Genomic DNA, 17,009 nt, shown 5'->3' with positions numbered 1-17,009 from the left:
CCCCATCATGTCCTCCGATCCGCTGCTTCAGCCATTCACGATCAAGAACCTGACGCTCAAAAATCGGATCATGAGCACGAGCCACGCTATCAGCTATGGCGAAAATGCCCTGCCGAAGGAGCGCTACCAGCTTTACCATGAGGAGAAGGCAAAGGGAGGAATCGGCCTGACCATGTTCGGCGGATCCTCGAACGTTTCGCGGGACTCCGGGTCCGTTTTTGGACAGCTCAGTGTTGGGCACGACGACATTATTCCGTACTTCCGTCAGTTCTCGGAACGGATCCACCGCCACGGGGCAGCGCTCATGTGTCAGATCACCCATCTCGGCGGGCGGAGTCACTGGCGCTCGGACAACTGGCTGCCCACGGTCTCGCCTTCGCGATACCGCGAGCCGTCCCATCGTGGGTTCACGAAGGAAATGGACCACCACGACATCACGCGCATCGTCCGGCAGTTCGGCGATGCAGCTCGGCGCTGCAAGGAGGGTGGTCTCGACGGTTGCGAGGTTCACGTCCATGGGCATCTCATAGGCCAGTTCTGGAATCCACTTGTGAACCGCCGCACCGACGAGTTCGGCGGTTCTCTCGAGAATCGTGCTCGCTTTGGCTTGATGGTTTTGGAAGAAATCCGAAACCGGGTCGGAGACAACTTCCTCGTCGGCGTGCGCATGGCCGTCGGCGAGGGGCACGAAGAAGGGATGTCCGCAGCGGAATACCTCGCCATGGCGAGGTTGATCGAGCGCTCCGGCCTCATAGATTTCTTCAACCTGACTTTTGGTCGCATCGATACCGAAGTTGGGCTTGCAGACTACATGCCTGGCATGCATGTCGGGCTCGCGCCGCAGCTTGCTCCGGTGGCCGCGGTAAAAAAGGAGCTCTCCCTGCCCGTGTTCCACGCGGCACGGATCAACGATCTCGCAACAGCGCGCTATGCCGTGCAGGAGGGGCTTCTCTCCCTTGTCGGAATGACACGCGCGCATATCGCCGATCCATATATTGTCGCCAAGCTCACTCGCGGCGAGGAAGAACGCATCCGGCCCTGCGTCGGCGCAACTTATTGTTCCTGGCAGCGGCGCTGCATCCATAACGTCTCGATTGGTCGCGAGGCGACATTGCCGCATCTCATCGAGAAGGCGCGAGAAAAGCGGCGTGTCGTCATTGTTGGTGCGGGGCCGGCGGGACTTGAGGCGGCTCGGATCTGTGCTGAGCGAGGTCACGAGGTGATTGTCCACGAGGCGGCCTCGCAGGCGGGGGGGCAGGTGCTTCTCGCGTCGCGCATACCGCGTCGGCGCGATCTCGTCGGCATCATCGACTGGCGCCTGGCTGAGGCGCGGCGCCTCGGTGTCGTTTTCCACTACAATAGCTATGCCGACCGTCAAACAATCGAGGCCGAGGAGCCCGACATTGTCATTATCGCGACCGGCGGCCTGCCTGATCGCATGGATGATGAGGTTTCCGGTGCCGAGTTGGCGGAGACCGTTTGGGATGTGCTCGAGACGCCACGTCCCATGCAAGGTACGGTCATGCTTTACGATGGGCTCGGAACGATCGCCGGAGCGGCGACTGCGGAGATGCTGGCCGAGCAGGGCGCGCAACTCGTCTACGTGACGCCCGACCGCGAAGTGGCGCTGGAGACGAGTTACCTCGATCGCCCCTTCATCATGCGGGAACTCTACGAGGCTGGGGCGGTGCTGCACCCCGACAGGCGCCTCAAGCGCATCGCGCGCAACGGCAACCAGATCGAGGTCACATTCGCGAACGTGTACACAGAGGACGAGGAGTCTCTCTTCTGTGATCGGATAATTCTGGAGCGCGGTACGCTTCCTATGGACGAGCTCTATCACGAGCTCCGCTCCAGTTCAGTGAATGATGGCGTGACCGATCCGGATGCGATGGTCGCAGGCACACGCCAAGAGCTCTTCCTGAACCCGGACGGACGTTACGAACTCCATCGCATCGGCGATGCCGTGTCGTCCCGTGACATCCACGCGGCAATGCTGGACGCGATGCGTCTCTGTAAGGACATCTGACAATGAAACTGAAATCAGCCAGCATCTATTTGGTCGAAAGCGGCGGCATCCGGCCCGTGATCTTGGAACTGGAAACCGATTCCGGCCTGACCGGCCTCGGTGAGGCTTGCATAGCCTATGGCGTCGGCGGCACGGGGACCGCCGGCATGCTCAAAGATATTGTCGAACGCTATATGAACAGCGGTCTCGACCTACTGCGCATCGAGGCGCTTTGGACGGAAATATACGATCACGGTTTCTGGGCCAAGGGTGGCGGACCGATCGTTTATGCCGCAATGAGCGCAATCGAGCAGGCCCTGTTCGACATCAAGGCACGCTCTCTGAATGTTCCGGTTTACGAGTTGCTCGGCGGGCGCATTCACGACTGGTTACGGACGTATTGTAACGGCTGGTATTTCGGCTGCACGCGTGACGAGGACCTGCCCAGGGCTGCGGCGAAGGCCGTCGAGGACGGCTACGACGCGCTCAAGTTCTACCCGTTTGCGACGATCTTGCCGGATGGCAGACTCCGACATCCATCCTATCGAGCGGCGAGCGACCGCTCCGTTGTCCAGCGGTCGATCCGGACCGTCCGCGATCTCAGGAATGCCGTCGGACCGGATGTCGAGCTTATGCTCGATCTCTCCGCCGGGCTGACGCCGGACGATACAATCCGTTTCTGCCAGGCGGTGGAGCCTTTCGACATTACGTACGTGGAGGAGCCGGCGGTGCCGGGCGATGTCGGGGCGCTCGTCAAAATTGCCAGAAGCATTTCACAGCGTATCGCGGTGGGTGAAAGAATTTATTCCCGTTATGGCTTCCGCGACGTGCTGGAGAGCCGCGCCGCCGATATTCTCCAGCCGGATATCGGCAATACCGGCGGCCTGCTGGAAGCCCGAAAGATCGCGGCTATGGCCGAAGCCTACAGCATGAAGGTGCAGCCTCATATCTGCGCAAGTGCCCTCTCGACAGCAGTCGGTATGCACTTTTCAGCCTCCATACCCAACTTCTATATTCAGGAGCACTTTCCGTATTGGGGGCGAATTCCAGGCCACGTGGACGTCCTTGAGGACCCTATCGAGTCAAGTGTCCGCGAGGGGTTCATCCCCGTGAAAGATGCGCCGGGTTTCGGTGTGCATCTGCGGAGGGCTGCGCTGGAGAAGAGTGTCTTTGCGAGTTTCTCTTGGCAATAGTTCCGGGGCATTGGTGATGAACCGGACTTCGGGCCATGTTTCTGCTCGGAGCCCACTGTTTCGGCGTTCAAGGTGCGCGATGGAGAATCCTCTCCATCGTTTTGCGCGTGACCCTCACACGATGCGTGGCGGTGTTGGGCGTCGCCAAAGGTATCGATCGGCAGAGATTGGTGGCACCACCTTCCTCTTGTCCAGGTCTTGGTGGCTCTGTGTCGGTACCGCATTGGGAATCACTGCCGTCAGACCGACAGGTGCGGGTCTGGAGCGGCGCGATGCGCTCAGGCGTTCGCAGAGCGATCCACGACGTTGATCAGGGGCTCGCCAGCCTGGTGGCGGCGGATATTGGCGATCACTACCTTCGCGGCAGTCTCAGGCTGCGTCATGCTCGCGATATGCGGCGTTACGAGGATCTGCGGGTGTTTCCAGAATGGATGATCCTGCGGTAGCGGCTCGGTGGCGAAAACGTCGAGAACGGCACCGCGGATCTGTCCGCTCTCCAGGGCATCCAGAAGATCCGCCTCCACCAGATGTCCTCCGCGGCCCGCATTGACGACTCCTGCGCCGGGAGGGAGCGCGGCGAAGAGGCGGCTACTAAGAATGCCGCGGGTTTCGTCCGTCAGAGGCAGCAGGCAGACCAGGATATCGCAGGGGGCGAGAAAGGCCTCAAGCTCCCCGTTGCCGGCATAGGTCGTGACGCCTTCTATGAAGCGTGCCGAACGGTTCCAACCTGAGAGCTGGAAACCGAACGTCCTCAGCTGTTCGAGCGTCGCAAGGCCCAGTGTACCGAGGCCCATGATGCCGACGCGGCGGCGGGGAGCCGGCACGATCAGACGCGGCGACCACGTCGCGCGACGCTGGTCGGCGATGTACTCCAGCATGTCCCGATGGAGCATCAGCACACCGAAGGTGACATATTCCGCCATGCCGGACGCGATGCCGGGCTCGACCATCCTCACCACAGGAATTTGGAGCGGCACGAGATCTGATGTGAATTGCTCAGTGCCCGCGCCAGCGGAGAACACGACTTCAAGATTTGGATAGCGCTTCAGCAGATTCGGCGGCAGCTCCCATGTTATGAGATAGCGCACATCGTGCTGCGCGACATTGTCCTCGGCGAGCAGGAAGGGAATGTCCGGTGCTTCGGCGACGAACATGGACTTCCACCGCGGTCCACGCTTCGGGTCTGCTAAGTAAAGAACTGACATGAAACTAGCCTTGCATGATGTCGCTGCCTGGGGAAACCCTTGCCGGCACATATGAGAGAAGCGGGTATCGTTCGCGACTATGGTTGCATTATCCCATTCACAGCGTCCTCGAATTCTGCCGGCGGTGCCTTTGAGGCCACCGTTGGCGAACGAAGACAATTGCTCCATTATTCCGCTCGTTAGTACCTGTTGTTATTTTTCCGATGAACTCACATTATCTGATGATCGGCTTCGGTCTGCTACATTGAACTTGACCGATTGAACGACAGAATCAAGACTGTTTCACTGCCTTCCTAAGAAGCGGGGCGGGTGAGATGACGGTTCTTGCCAACATCAGGTTCGGGAAGCTCTATCACTATCAACGGCATCTGTGGCGCTTGGTTCTTCAAGCGCAGCATGAGACCCGGTTCAACATGACCGATTTCTGGAGCCGTAAAAGCTTCTACTGAACGCAAACGCCCAGCAATTGCCTCCTTCAGGACCCCTTCGAGCTGGCCTTCGCCAATGGGCTACGGCTTCGCGCGGGGGCGCTCTATGACTCAATTCGGGCTTGCTACAATGCAAAATGCCAGCTGACACTTTGAGACGGCCGCACTCCTGGTCGGCGCGGCCGACAGCGGCGCGGCTCGGAATTGGTACTTAGACAGACCGCATCAGGCCGCCACCGACGCGAATGTTCCGTCCGGTGATGTGAGCTGCACTCTGCGAGGCGAGAAAGGCAGCCGATATTCATGCTGAAGTCTCGCTATTCCGCAGCCTTCAGGGGAGCCAGTGTGACATCGGTCGTGTAGTTTTCCCGCATGAAGTTGATGAAGGTGTCCTGGAACTGGCGGGTGTGTGCGTGCGCCAGTTCGTCAGCCAGTTCCACGTTCTTTGCCGCGATCGCATCCAGCATCAGTTGATGCGTTTGTGTCGATTGAACCGCTGCAGCAGCTCGGGAGAGTAACGAACGACCCAGCGATGCACCGTGGCATGGTCGACGGAGATGCCCCGCTCGGCCATCATCTCTTCCAAATTCCGGAGGCTGAGATTGTAGGCGAGATACCACCGCACGCAGAGCAGGATCACCGAGCGATCAAAATGCCTGCCCTTGAACATGCCGTCCTCTTCCCTGAAGCCGAGGAGGCTATAGCTGAAACTCTAAAACGAAATGTTTGCGACACATCCGCCGCACCGCCGCCGCTGCAGCCGGTCCGTGGCCGCGGCGGTTCCAGGGTGGAGGTCGGGACGCGAAGGCTCACAGGCTCCACGGCTACGTCCATTAAGTCCCGGAGCTGTCCGGCTGGGCGCGGCATCCCTGGTACGTGTCCCCCGAGACCCAGGCCGCAAAGCCGAGAACCCCGATGCCATAGACCGCGAGGACTCGCGCGGACTCGATCATCATTGCCCCGAGTCCGCCGAGCACCAGGCATACGCCGCCGAACAGAATGGCAGCCGTGAGAGTTGCGCGAAGGCGTGTCATCGGATTGCCTTCCGGCTTAGGAAATCGATCTGGGGCGCAGGATCAGTCGGTCTTGGATCGAGCGGATCCCCGGCGTGTTCTCGGCGGCAACCAGAACCGCCTCGCGTTCGGCCGCCGAGTCCACCAACCCGGCGATGTCCGCGTTGCCGCGATGCACCGAGATGTTGATGAGCCGGTGAGACGGCGTCACCACCTTCACCCGTGACGTCAAGTCCCGCAGGATGGCATTGTCCGTAAGGGGCTTGGCGAAAAGGGAAGGGCGGTGGCGCGCGACGGCCTTGACGAGATCGCTGCGGCTGACGATGCCCACGAGACGATTGCCGCGCACGACGGGGAGGCGCTTGAGACCCCGCTTCTCCATGACCTCGGCGACATCCGCGAGCGTCATGTCCTCGGTGGCCGTGACGGTCCCCGATGTCATGACGTGCCGCGCCTTCCTGCCGTGGGCCCGGACGTAGTCGGCTGCCTCGGCGCTGATGTCGACAAAGACCTTGCGCCACCAGGAGCGCCGGCGCTCGGTTCCGATCTCGGCCCGGCGGATCAGGTCACTTTCGCTCACGATGCCCACGAGACGCCCATCGACGCCAACCACCGGCACCGCACTGATCCTCTTGCCGGCCAAGATATTGGCGACCTCGCTCACCGGGGTTGCCGTCGAGACGCAGACCACGTCACGCGTCATGACATCGGCAACGGTCATGGGCTGCGCCGACCTGCCGTTGGTTTGGGACGTGTCGTCGGGTGCGGCGGCCGGATGTCGAGCCTCGTGCATTTCACCGCTGCGATCGGCTCCCTGATGCGGGCTGCGGATAGCCTCCCGTCTCAAACGCCATGGCCAGAGCGTAATGGGGTCGGTGCCGTTCGGGGCAGGGGAGCGGTCGAGGGGCAGCAGCAGATGGGGCGTTAGCGGCCCATGCGTCCGATGAGATCGTGCGTTCATGTCTTCTCCTTCGCGTGGCGCGGTATGCGGGGTTCAGGACGAACCTGACCGGGCGCAAGTCGCGATGGCCCCTTGGGATGGGGCAGGGTGTTCGAGATTGTTCAGGAAACATCATTCCCCGAAGGGCGGGCCGCCGGATGCGGTCAGGCCGACCTTCGGGGTTCAGTGGCCTGCTTGGAGGCACCCCGTGCGAAAGTCAGAGCAATGGCGCAATTTAGTCATCATGAGTTCAATATAAGTAAAGATTTGCGGGTTGCAAGAACCTGCGGCCACATCACGGTCTATGTGGAGTGAACATGGAGTAATTCTAAGTAAAAACTGTCATCTCGGTTAGTCCTGAAGTGATCATGAGGTCTCCCGGATCAGGAGCGCTCCAAGTCCAGGCTCGGCATGGCCCGTCACACGAAGAGCGACAGCCCGGGCGTCGTCAGGGCTGGCGCAGACGCCTCTCCGCCGCGATTGCCTGTGCGGCTCTGATCCAATGCCTGAGCCGGCCGGCATCCTGCCGATTGAACGCTACTCGCCGCTTGAGGTCGTCGAACGAGTCGTTGGGGCGGGCACGCTCGAACAGATCCCGGGCCAGTTCCTCGGCATCTGGCGGCAGGCTCGGGTGGTTGTGATTGAACGACAGTTGAGGTGAGGAAACCGACACAATGCTCTCCTTTCCAATATGGCAGTCGGTGGCTGCTGCAGATGTGTTTTGAAGGATCCGGGAGAAGAACCCCTCAGGGGTGCATCCGGTGGATGTAGTCCCGGGCGATCTTGCTGACCTGGCTGGGACTCAGGCCCAGACGGCAAGCAATGGTGGCGTAGTTCAAGCCTTGCGCCTTCAGCATCATGATGTACTCACAGCGCTTGTGGACTTCGGCCTGACGCTTGGCTCGCTCCTCGGGCGTCGAGACCCGATAGCTCAAGGATTTCTTTTTCGATTCTTTGCTCATCTCACTCAGCTGGCCCATCGTGAGTTTCCAGTCATCAAACAAGTTGGCTTTCCGTCGCCGCCGATACCGTGCTGCGGCGCAGGCCCATAAAGCGGGCACCGATCAGCCATCGGAGATTTTCGATCGAATTGTTTGGAAAGCCTCAGGAGCCCCGGGTCCACACGCCAACGCGGCGGGACACGGGGCTAGTGTCCTGCGATCAGAGTTCCGGCGTGGCAGAGGCCACGGACATATGCTGGGAGCCACATCATGATAGGATCAACTTAGGTTGTCCGGCTGTTTTGTCAAATGATGCTTTCCGACGCAGCCGTTCAACTTGACATTGGCGACCCTGTAGCCGACCTTAGTTGTGTCATGAACACATTCCGCACCATTTCTACTTTGCGTGCAGGCCGCCTGAAGACGGGAGCCTGAGCCCCGGACGTCACGTCGTCCGGGGATAAGTGATCGAAATCAGAATTCGTCCATCGCTAGATGCTTTCAGCTGCAGCGCGGATTGATCCGCCCGCGGACGAATTCTCTTGCAACCATAACCCAATCGTCAGGAACGGCACGCTCGTTGGAGCGGCTGAATGGTGAAGTCATGTCCATTGCCATCTTCGCAGCGCTCGTCACGCTGACGACCGCACAACTCGTGTTCTGGGAGACACTCGGCGAGACGCTCGGTTTCGCGGCGTCGGTGAGCGTGCTGGGGCTTTCCGCATCGCTCTCGCTGATCCTGGCGGTCTATGTCGCGGCGACCCACACGTTCGGATCGCAACAAAGCCGATAGTCCGTTGTCGTAGCCCACTATCGAGGACCCACATCATGCATCGTCATGATCGCCGAACCGTGTGCAAAACTTGCAACCGCACTCTGCCGCGGGCTGCCGCACGATGCCCCTGGTGCGCCTACGGGATTGGCGCCAGGTGCGGTGAACACACCACGGACAGCTGGATGCCATTGATCGGCGACGGCCAGAGCCGTGAGCGGCCGGTCACCCGAATTCCACAATGATAATCAATCGAAAGGAGACAGACCAATGATGAGCAACAATCGCAGTTCCCCAATCCGGATCAACGGTTTCCAGATCGATCTTGGAGATGCGCTGCCTCAACATGTTCGAGAGAGGCTGCTCACGACGACTGAGACGTACTTCCAGGAGTTGAAGCACGCAAGCGTCGGATTCCGTCGCGAGGGTCAATCGTACTGTTGTACGATCAATATCCAGGTCGGCAACTTTCGGGTGATGATCGGTGAGGCGTCAGCACCCGACTGCTATCGGGCCTTCGACCTGGCGCTTGAAAAGGTTGCGGTGCAACTTAGACGGAGGAAGCGTCGTCTCGACGGTGCCGTACGCGAGGAAGTCCGGGCAGGAGCCACCGCGTAACCAAGAACCGTCGCGTAACAACAAGGAAGGGCCGGAGTTTCCTCCGGCCCTTTGTGCAGGCGAATAACCCAAGGGGCTATGAAGACCCGGTCAGGACTGGGCCGAGGCGTCCTCCTGGCGTGCTTCAGGGGCACCGTTCACTCGGATGACCCGCAGCGTCCACCATTCGCCGGTTGCCCCACGCCATTGCATCGACTGCCCTTCGGCCAAGCCGATCAGCGCAGAGCCGAGAGGCGACAAGACGGAGATCCTGCCGATCCCCTGGTCTTCTTCGCCCGGGTAGACGAGCGTGGCCCGTCGGACCTCGTCCGTGATCCCGTCCTGGAACTCAAAGACTGAATGCATGGAGATCACGTTTTCCGGAAGGTTTGAGGGACTGACGACCGTTGCCCGATCGAGTTCGGCCTCCAGCCACTGCGCCGATGGCGGCGCCCTCCGGATCCGCATGCCGTCCAAGGCGATCCGTCGAAGCCGGGCATGATCGGCCGTGGAGATGATGACGGGCGCTTCTGACAAAGACACTTTCTTCTCCTGAGATTCACATCGTCTTCAGACGGATTTCCCGCCCAAAGGGATTGGCAGCCAGATAGACCTCAGTGGGCCGTCTGACGCTTGGCCTGACGTAGGGTTGATGATGGACGAGGCCGCGAGCGCAGAACGCGTGCCTGGCACCCGGGCTCAGGAGCCGGAGGAGAGGTGGGCCGTTCCAGCGGTCGAATGAAAAGGATTCACGAGCCTCGACATCGTAACCTCAACATAGGCTGGAGCGGCAACAATTCAAGAAAACAGCCTCTTCCGAGCCTTCGAGCCTTGATCTGTCTCATCAGGAAGCCCTTAAGGATAGCTGCCGGCGCCAGCTTGAACTTACCTTTCAAGCCCGCGTTGGTGTCATGTCATGAACGCACGGACCATCTTGCAGCGATTGCTCTACCGGGCAGGCCTCCTTCAAACGGGCACTTAAAGCCCGTGACGGCTTCCAGGAGCCGTCCGGGTCGTCGCATCCACATCCTGTTTTCCCGAAAGCATGAGGCGGCCTGAGGTTTCGGGCCGGTATTGGCGATGGCACCTGTCACGATGGCGTGTCTGATCACGCCAGACCGCATCATTCCAAGCCTACGATCCCGTGACGCAAAACACGTGATCACCCAGATGAGCCATGTTGCGGCCGAGGCAGCTTCTCTCAAGCCTTACGCGGTTCTGCAGGCGGTTGTTGCTCGTGGCGAGCACTCAACGTTCGGTTTCGGGCGCGGGATCGCGATCCCGCACGCTCCCGTTTCCGGCCTCAAGCAGCCTCTGGGCATTTTTGCCCGCCTGTGGCCAGCCCATGACTTTGGCGCCGCCGATGGTCTGCCGTCGGATCTGGCATTCCTTCTTCTGAGCCCCAACGGCGATGACTCAACGCATTTGCGAGCACTGGCCTGTGTAGTGCGGCGCCTGCGGGACCCCGAGGTGGCCGAATGCCTCAGGTCGGCCGATGACGCCGAGGCACTTTACGCGGTGCTGACAAGCGACGCCTGGCGTGAGCCCGATGACGAGCCCGAGTCCGGACATTCCGCCACACCGCGGGCGGGCGATTTGACAAACGGAGCAATGTGCACCACCTTAAACGTATTATGTTGAGCATCGCACACTATCGTCGTGGTCTGCACCGGGCAGGCAACCTCATCGCGGGCAAGTAGCCCCGAGCTCAACGCGCGTGCGCGCTCCGAGCTCGGGGCGCTCCAGGATCTCTAACCTTTCAGACATCTTGTGAGGCCGGCTGCTGACGCGTCCGGTGCCGCGGTATGCTTATCAACATCTTCAAACGCACACTCCGCCTTGCGGAGAACAACGCCGTTTATCCGGCAGGCCAACACAGCGGCCTGCGGAGGGATGGAGCGCGTCTTGGGTCCGAACGTCCCACAGCCGAATTTCTGGCGGGGATCCTCAGGTCAGCACTCGCCCAGAACCACGCTGAAAGCGGAGGAGGCCGTGCCGTGCAGCAGTCCCCGAACGAACCGCCATCGAAACCTGCGTCGCAGGATGCGGAGCAGCCGGACGGAAAGGTTGTGCGGCTGATGCCGCGGCGTCCGGCGACAGAGCGGGTTCAAGAGCCACCAACACACGACGACGATGATCCCGGCCCGTCCGCAGCCTGAACCCTGCCAACGCGTCCAACAGAACAGAACAGGAGACCAGACATGACGAAGAGAACCAGCGGTGGGGCCAAGCCCCGCATCACCCTGACGGCGAATGATCACGAGAAGCTCTCGGTGCTTGCCAACGCGGCCGCACACACCATGCCCGACGTCGCGGCCGAACTCGCCGATGAACTCGACCGGGCGCATGTCCTTGCCGCAGGGCGCCACCCCGCCGACACCGTTTGCATGGGCTGCGAGGTCGACTTTCGCGACGACGTGACCGGGCGCGTGCAGACGGTCACCCTCGTTTACCCGAATGAGGCCGACATCTCCAAGGGACGCATCTCGGTGCTGACCCCCATCGGCACCGCCCTGATCGGGCTGCCCGTGGGCAAATCGATCGATTGGACCACCCGCACCGGCGACACGAAGCGTCTGACCGTGCTGCAGGTCCGCGAACCGGCGGCTGCGGAGCTCCAGCCCGCCTAGCCGCCCATGACCCGTGCTCGAAACACGAGCGATGCCCCACGCGGCCCCCGGTCGCGTGGTCCACCCTTGCCTTGTAACCGGCAGAAGTCCTGCCAGCGGAGAATTGAATGGAAAAAACCAACCGCCTCAGCGTGATTGCCACCCCCGACCTGCGCCCGCCGGCGCACGGTTTTGAGGGCCGCACGCGTCATGCTGATCGGACGACGCCCCTCGCGATCGTACCCACCGCCAACGCGCCGGCTGACGACAGCCGCCTGGACCATTTTATCCAGCGCGACGGCATGGTGTTCGCCGGCAGCCATCTGATCGTCGACCTCTGGCATGCATCTAATCTGGATGACCTGCCTGTCGTCGAGCAGGCGTTGCGGGATGCCGCGGATCGCGCCGGCGCGACGTTGTTGAATGTCGACCTCCACCACTTCTCGCCGAACGGCGGCATCTCCGGCGTGGCGGTCCTGGCCGAGAGCCACATCTCGATCCACACCTGGCCCGAAATCTCGTACGCGGCCGTCGACGTGTTCATGTGTGGCAACGCGCAGCCTCACAAGGCCATCGAGGTCTTGAAGGGCGTGTTCCTGCCCGGGATGGTGACGCTCGCCGAGCATAAGCGGGGAGTGATCCTATGACGTGGTTCCAAGAGAAACTGTATGATCACTACGCCCAGACGCTCTCCATCGAGAAGGTGCTTTACCATTGGCGGACCGAGTTTCAGGACGTCCTGATCTTCGAGAACGCGATCTTTGGCAAGGTGCTGGCGCTCGACGGCGTCGTGCAGCTGACGGAGCGTGATAATCACATCTATCACGAGATGATCGCCCACGTTCCGCTGATGGCGCACGGTTCCGCGCGGAACGTGCTCATCATCGGCGGTGGTGACGGCGGCACCCTGAAAGAGGTGCTGAAGCATCCTGTCGAGCGGGCCACGCTGGTCGAACTCGACGGCGAGGTGATCGACCTGTCGCGTCGTTACCTTCCTGAGGTGTCGGGCGGAGCCTTCGATGATCCGAGGGCAACCGTGCTGGTGATGGACGGAACACGCTACATCGCGGAAACGCGGGAGAAGTTCGACGTCATCCTCATCGACTCGACGGACCCGATCGGACCGGGGGAGGCGTTGTTTACGGCCGCCTTCTACCGGGCCTGCCGGACTCGCCTCCGTCCTGGTGGGTTGATTGCGGTCCAGAGTGGGGCTCCGTTCTTCCAGCCGCAGGAACTGGAGAACGTGTGCGGGCGCCTTGCCGGATCCTTTGCCGGCGTACGGCCCTACCTGGCACCGGTCCCGACCTATGCCGGGGGCATGCTGGCGCTCGTCGCGGCCGGTGAATCCCGCGATGCGTTGCGTCCACCCTGCAAGGTGCTTCGCGAGCGCTGTGGCCCGCTGCAAGGCCGGACGCGCTACTACACGCCGGAGGTGCACCGTGCGGCGTTCACCCTGGCTCCTTCGTTTGAGCCGTTCGTCCGGAGCGACGATCCGATGCCGGTGGAGTTCCTGCAAACAGGAACCTGAGCCCCCGGGGCGGCGGCCGATCGGGCGCCGCCCCGGGGATCCTCACCAGCCGTCGTTTTGGATCATGATGGCTCCGCCCTTGCCGCGGAGCCCGACAGGAGCACACCATGACCATCGTTCCACCGCCTCTGGCGCCCCCGCTGCGCGAGATCAATCCACCCAAGTGGCCGAGTCCCCGCGGCTATTCGCATGCGATGGCCGGCACGGGCACCTTCGTGTTCATCGGCGGGCAGATCGCCACCGACAATGCCGGAAGGGTGACGACCCTTGGGCTGGTTCCTCAGGCACGTCAGGCCTTGCGAAATCTCCGGACGGTCCTGGCCGAGGCGGGCGGGGCGCCCGAGCACATCGCCCAGATGACCTGGTACGTGCTCGACATCGATCACTACCGGGCGACGCTGCGGGAACTTGGTTTGGTCTACCGCGAGATCATGGGCCGCCATTTTCCGGCAATGGTGCTGGTGGAGGTCACGGGACTGGTCGAGCCGGCTGCTGTCGTGGAGATCGCCGCCACGGCCATCCTGCCGCCAGGCCGCCCGCTTCCTGCGGACGGGCCCCCGGCGAGCGAACTGAACTTCGACGCCCAGAATTCGAGCCGACTGGCGAAGGAGGCACGCAATGAATAACGTCCTGCATCTTCCCCCGATCATGGTGCCAGCCCACGACTATAGCCGTCTGATGCGGGCGGCGCAGGAACTGGCAGAGCAAGGCCATCCGCTCGCTGCACCGCTCCTGCAGGAACTGCACCGGGCCACTGTGTGCACGGCGGACGAGCTTCCGGACGATGTCGTGGCGCTGGACACGTTCGTGACCTACCGGATGAGCGGTGATGACACGTCGGACAAGCGCATGCTGATCCACCCGGACGACCGCATGTGGCCGCCGGCCGAGCTGTCGATCCTGACGCCCGTCGGGTTAGCCCTGCTCGGGCTGCGTGCCGGGCACCGGATGCCCGTGATTGGCTCTAGTGGGCCGCCGGATGCGTGCGTCGAGGTCGAAGCGGTTGGGCCACGGGTGACCGGAGCCTTCGTACCCGTCAGAACCGTGCCGCCGGATGGCGCCGCCACCAGATGGAGCTGATGCGGGTTCTGCTCACGCGCCCAGCGGGGCAAGCCGAGGAGCTTGGGGCTGTGCTCTCAGCCCATGGCATCGAATGGCTTGGCGAACCGCTGCTGAGGATTGTCCCGGTCCCTTGGGATCCGGGCGTCCTGGCGGGCAAGGCGGCGCTCCTGGTCACCTCCGCCAACGCCTCGCGGGAGCTCCTCCGGGTGCCCGGTGTTCGTCGGGATCTTCCCACCTTTGCCGTCGGGCCGGCGACGGCGGAGCCGCTCCAGGCCGCGGGCTTTTCGAACGTGCAGGTCGCGGGCGGAACGGCCGTGAGCCTGATCGCTTACGTCCGGCGGCACGCCGATCCAGGTGCCGGACGGTTTCTCCACCTCAGCGGCTTCGACATCAGCCTCGACCTCGGAGCGGGCCTTGCCCCCGCCGGCTTCACGGTCGACCGGGTGGTGGTTTACCGCGCGGTCGCGGTCGAACGCATGAATGCAGGGGTCATGCGAGAGATCGCCCACGCCAGGTTCGACGCCGCCCTGTTTCTGTCCGCCCGGACGGCGGCCGTGTTCTGCAGCCTGGTCATCGCAGCCGGCCTCGTGGAGGCCAGCAGTCGCATGACGGCCGTCGCGATCAGCTGCAAGGTGGCGGAGGTGCTCCGGCCAGTAGGTTTCCGAAAAATCGTGGTGGCCGCGTCCCCGAGCCTGGATGGTGTCCGCGATGCCATTCTGCGTGTAACAGCGAAGGACGCCTGACGCGCCATCGTTTTGTCGCCACTGCCCGGCCTGATGTCGGGTTCTCCCGATAGTAACAAGAGGTCCGGCCCCTGATGTTCGATGCGATGTTTCTGGCGATCCTGGTCGGGGCAGGGCTGATCGTGATCTCGGCGATCACAAGCCTTGTCGCCTTCCGGATTGGCGCCCCGCTGCTCCTCGTCTTCCTTGTCATCGGCCTCCTGGCCGGCGAGGACGGGCCGGGTGGCCTCCAGTTCAGCGACGCCTCTGCAGCATACTTCATCGGCAGCTTGGCACTTGCCGTCATCCTCTTCGACAGCGGCTTCAACACCCGGCTCAAGTCCCTGCGCAGCGCCGCGGCACCCGCGCTCCTGCTCGCGACCATCGGCGTCGTCGCCACAGCCGCCCTGGTCGGCGTTGCGGCCCATGTCCTGTTCGGTCTCTCGTATCTTGAGGGTTTCCTGCTCGGCTCGATCATTGGCTCGACCGACGCGGCCGCCGTGTTCTTTCTTCTGCGGGTTGGCGGCGTCACCATCCGGGACCGCGTCCGCTCGATCCTTGAGGTGGAGTCGAGCTCAAACGATCCCATCGCCATCCTGCTCACGACAGCCCTGGTCGACCTGCTGGTGGCGAGCAAGGGTGCGGCAGGGCTGTCATGGGAGTTCGCCTGGCAGGTGGGCGAGCAGATGGGGCTTGGATTGGCGCTTGGCGCTGGCGGCGGCCTCGTCATGGCCGCAGGGATCAATAGGCTCAACCTGGAGGCGGGCCTCTATGCGGTGGTCACCATCGGGGCTGCCCTTCTGACGTTCGCCGCCACCGGGCTGGTGGGCGGCAGCGGCTTTCTCGCTGTTTACATTGCGGGCCTGATTGCCGGGAATGCGCCCGCACGCGGAATGGCCTCGCTGCGGCGGTTCATGGACGGGCTCACCTGGCTGTGCCAGATCGTCATGTTCCTGCTGCTGGGCCTCTTCGCGACCCCGTCGCAGTTCCCGCAAGCCGTGGTGCCGGGGATCGGCATTGCGGTCGTCCTGATGTTTTTCGCCCGCCCTGTGGCGGTGTGGCTGTGCCTGCTTCCCTTTCGCCTGCACCAGCAGGACATCGCCTTCATCGGCTGGGTCGGCCTGCGCGGGGCGGTGTCGATCCTGCTGGCCCTTCTGCCGATCATCGGAGGGCTTCCGAACGGGCAGACCTTCTTCAACGTCACGTTTCTTGTGGTGCTGACGTCCCTCGCTCTGCAGGGGTGGACCCTCAGGCCGGTCGCCCGGCGCCTTGGGGTCGTGGTCCCGCCCGCCCTCGGACCACTGGAGAAGATCCAGCTGGAGCTGCCCGGAACGGCGAGGCACGAGCTGGCGGTCTACCACATCGTTCCGGACAGCCCGGTCGCCAAGGGCCAGCGGCTGCCCCGGTGGGCACGTCCCTCACTGATCATCCGGGATGGAATCTCCATGCGCCTTCACGATGCGGGGCGGATTCAGTCCGGCGATTACGTGTGCATCTTCGCGGCCCCACGCCTCATGCCGCTGCTCGACCGGCTGTTTGCGAGCCCGGTTCCCATCCCGGCCGAGGACCCGTTGTTCTTCGGGCAGTTCGCACTCGATCCGCAGCAGCCCATCGGGCTTGTCGCACGGAGTTATGACATGCCGCTGCCGCGAGATCCGGATATGCCGGTCGGCGAGTTCATCCGGCGCAGACTGGCCGGCCATGTCGAGATCGGCGACAGGGTCGGCCTCGGCGGCATCGACCTGATTGTGCGAGAGATCGACGGATCAGGGCTGCCGAGAGTGGTAGGTCTGCACCTCGGCAGCGATGATGAGCCCCGGCTGAACTGGCCATTCTTTCTCAACTGGCATGATCTGAAGGCAGCCGCCCGTGCCTGGTGGCGAACGCGGCGGACTCACGCAAAACCCATGGAGCCGGTATCCCCAACGCCCCCGAGAACCGAAGACAGCCGGAGCGTTTGACCCCGTGCGTCAGGCTTTGCGTCCGCTCAG

Annotated in this window: 17 protein-coding genes and 3 pseudogenes; 12 read left to right on the top strand and 8 right to left on the bottom strand. The window is 62.5% G+C overall.

What is annotated here, in order from left to right:
* Window positions 1-7: 7 nt before the first annotated feature.
* Window positions 8-2,029 carry an oxidoreductase gene (locus tag GR328_RS03550; RefSeq protein ID WP_160883152.1) on the top strand — a complete coding sequence of 674 codons (2,022 nt, stop codon included), beginning with the start codon at window positions 8-10 and terminating at the stop codon, window positions 2,027-2,029.
* A gap of 2 nt (window positions 2,030-2,031) precedes the next feature.
* Window positions 2,032-3,201, top strand: coding sequence for a mandelate racemase/muconate lactonizing enzyme family protein (locus tag GR328_RS03545; RefSeq protein WP_160883151.1), 1,170 nt, complete (start codon window positions 2,032-2,034; stop codon window positions 3,199-3,201).
* A gap of 278 nt (window positions 3,202-3,479) precedes the next feature.
* Here the strand turns inward: GR328_RS03545 and GR328_RS03540 are convergent, their stop codons facing one another.
* From GR328_RS03540 to GR328_RS03510, 7 genes and pseudogenes are all read right to left on the bottom strand, one after another.
* The gene (locus tag GR328_RS03540; protein WP_160883150.1) at window positions 3,480-4,406 is read right to left on the bottom strand and encodes a 2-hydroxyacid dehydrogenase; all 927 of its coding nucleotides are present in this window, start codon (window positions 4,404-4,406) and stop codon (window positions 3,480-3,482) included.
* Window positions 4,407-5,151: 745 nt separating this feature from the next.
* Window positions 5,152-5,313, bottom strand: a pseudogene (locus GR328_RS03535) (GntR family transcriptional regulator); the annotation flags it as partial.
* Window positions 5,310-5,504 (bottom strand): annotated as a pseudogene (locus GR328_RS03530) (IS6 family transposase); the annotation flags it as partial. The pseudogenes GR328_RS03530 and GR328_RS03535, both read right to left, overlap by 4 nt.
* Before the next feature lie 163 nt (window positions 5,505-5,667).
* On the bottom strand, window positions 5,668-5,868 hold the full coding sequence (locus GR328_RS03525; protein WP_160883148.1) for a hypothetical protein: 201 nt from the start codon (window positions 5,866-5,868) through the stop codon (window positions 5,668-5,670).
* Between the two features lie 16 nt (window positions 5,869-5,884).
* Window positions 5,885-6,808 carry a CBS domain-containing protein gene (locus GR328_RS03520; protein WP_160883147.1) on the bottom strand — a complete coding sequence of 308 codons (924 nt, stop codon included), beginning with the start codon at window positions 6,806-6,808 and terminating at the stop codon, window positions 5,885-5,887.
* A 427-nt stretch (window positions 6,809-7,235) separates the two neighbouring features.
* Window positions 7,236-7,460 carry a hypothetical protein gene (locus tag GR328_RS03515; protein ID WP_160883146.1) on the bottom strand — a complete coding sequence of 75 codons (225 nt, stop codon included), beginning with the start codon at window positions 7,458-7,460 and terminating at the stop codon, window positions 7,236-7,238.
* 73 nt (window positions 7,461-7,533) lie between these two features.
* Window positions 7,534-7,791, bottom strand: a complete 258-nt coding sequence (locus GR328_RS03510; RefSeq protein ID WP_160883145.1) for a helix-turn-helix domain-containing protein — start codon at window positions 7,789-7,791, stop codon at window positions 7,534-7,536.
* A gap of 541 nt (window positions 7,792-8,332) precedes the next feature.
* Between GR328_RS03510 and GR328_RS03505 the strand changes: the two genes are divergently transcribed.
* Together GR328_RS03505 and hpf are read left to right on the top strand one after the other, a co-directional pair.
* Window positions 8,333-8,521: a hypothetical protein gene (locus GR328_RS03505; protein ID WP_160883144.1), complete on the top strand. Its 189-nt coding sequence runs from the start codon at window positions 8,333-8,335 to the stop codon at window positions 8,519-8,521.
* A 249-nt stretch (window positions 8,522-8,770) separates the two neighbouring features.
* A complete protein-coding gene (gene hpf, locus GR328_RS03500) occupies window positions 8,771-9,118 on the top strand; it encodes a ribosome hibernation-promoting factor, HPF/YfiA family (protein ID WP_160883143.1) in 348 nt (115 codons plus the stop codon).
* Window positions 9,119-9,208: 90 nt separating this feature from the next.
* Here hpf and rnk (GR328_RS03495) read toward each other — a convergent pair whose 3' ends face one another.
* Window positions 9,209-9,640 (bottom strand): nucleoside diphosphate kinase regulator, encoded by a 432-nt coding sequence (rnk, locus tag GR328_RS03495; protein ID WP_160883142.1) that lies wholly within the window; start codon window positions 9,638-9,640, stop codon window positions 9,209-9,211.
* Window positions 9,641-10,177: 537 nt separating this feature from the next.
* Between rnk (GR328_RS03495) and GR328_RS03490 the strand changes: the two genes are divergently transcribed.
* The 8 genes and pseudogenes from GR328_RS03490 (at window position 10,178) to GR328_RS03455 (ending at window position 16,979) form a co-directional block, all read left to right on the top strand.
* Window positions 10,178-10,738, top strand: a complete 561-nt coding sequence (locus GR328_RS03490; RefSeq protein WP_160883141.1) for a PTS sugar transporter subunit IIA — start codon at window positions 10,178-10,180, stop codon at window positions 10,736-10,738.
* 560 nt (window positions 10,739-11,298) lie between these two features.
* A complete protein-coding gene (gene rnk, locus GR328_RS03485; protein WP_160883140.1) occupies window positions 11,299-11,727 on the top strand; it encodes a nucleoside diphosphate kinase regulator in 429 nt (142 codons plus the stop codon).
* Window positions 11,728-11,834: 107 nt separating this feature from the next.
* The gene (gene speD, locus GR328_RS03480) at window positions 11,835-12,353 is read left to right on the top strand and encodes an adenosylmethionine decarboxylase (RefSeq protein WP_160883139.1); all 519 of its coding nucleotides are present in this window, start codon (window positions 11,835-11,837) and stop codon (window positions 12,351-12,353) included.
* A complete protein-coding gene (gene speE, locus GR328_RS03475) occupies window positions 12,350-13,234 on the top strand; it encodes a polyamine aminopropyltransferase (RefSeq protein ID WP_160883138.1) in 885 nt (294 codons plus the stop codon). The genes speD and speE overlap by 4 nt, the downstream gene beginning before the upstream one ends.
* 107 nt (window positions 13,235-13,341) lie before the next feature.
* Window positions 13,342-13,860: a RidA family protein gene (locus GR328_RS03470; protein ID WP_160883137.1), complete on the top strand. Its 519-nt coding sequence runs from the start codon at window positions 13,342-13,344 to the stop codon at window positions 13,858-13,860.
* Window positions 13,853-13,936, top strand: a pseudogene (locus GR328_RS28490) (hypothetical protein); the annotation flags it as partial. The gene GR328_RS03470 and the pseudogene GR328_RS28490, both read left to right, overlap by 8 nt.
* A gap of 377 nt (window positions 13,937-14,313) precedes the next feature.
* Entirely contained in the window at window positions 14,314-15,039 is a 726-nt protein-coding gene (locus GR328_RS03460) for a uroporphyrinogen-III synthase (protein WP_160883135.1), read from the top strand.
* 74 nt (window positions 15,040-15,113) lie between these two features.
* On the top strand, window positions 15,114-16,979 hold the full coding sequence (locus tag GR328_RS03455) for a potassium/proton antiporter (RefSeq protein WP_160883134.1): 1,866 nt from the start codon (window positions 15,114-15,116) through the stop codon (window positions 16,977-16,979).
* Window positions 16,980-17,009 lie beyond the last annotated feature (30 nt).

Source organism: Microvirga makkahensis (assembly GCF_009830105.1).
Classification (GTDB): Bacteria; Pseudomonadota; Alphaproteobacteria; order Rhizobiales; family Beijerinckiaceae; genus Microvirga; species Microvirga makkahensis.
Note: the sequence above shows the minus strand (reverse complement) of the source record. Positions and strands in the feature narration are given on the sequence as shown.